The 254-nt window shown below is 48.0% G+C and carries 1 protein-coding gene; it reads right to left on the bottom strand.

Annotated features, from left to right (window positions below; all coding sequences use genetic code 11):
• Nucleotides 1–254: hypothetical protein (locus tag B0E44_RS18710; protein ID WP_217341285.1), on the bottom strand; the 254-nt coding region annotated here is incomplete at both ends.

The raw sequence follows: 254 nt of genomic DNA, 5'->3' as shown, positions 1-254 counted from the left end.
GCAGTAGTAGCATCCAAACTATAGGTAATACCTGTTGAATTGTTTGCCGTGGTCGTCGTGGTTACAGTTCCAGCTACTTGACAACGTGTTGAGGTTGCTGGCGAAAATGCGTTTATGGTTACTGTTGGGGTTATAGTCACAACATGAGTCGTAGTTGCTGGTCCGTTGCAACCCGCAGCACTAGCTGTGATTGTCGTTGTGCCTGACCATCCAGCAGCATAAGTCACAGCTCCAGTTGCAGCAACTATGCTGTT

It is taken from the genome of Flavobacterium sp. A45 (genome assembly GCF_002001005.1).
Lineage (GTDB): Bacteria > Bacteroidota > Bacteroidia > Flavobacteriales > Flavobacteriaceae > Flavobacterium.
The sequence above is the reverse complement of the archived record's forward strand: the minus strand, read 5'-3'. Positions and strand labels throughout refer to the sequence as shown.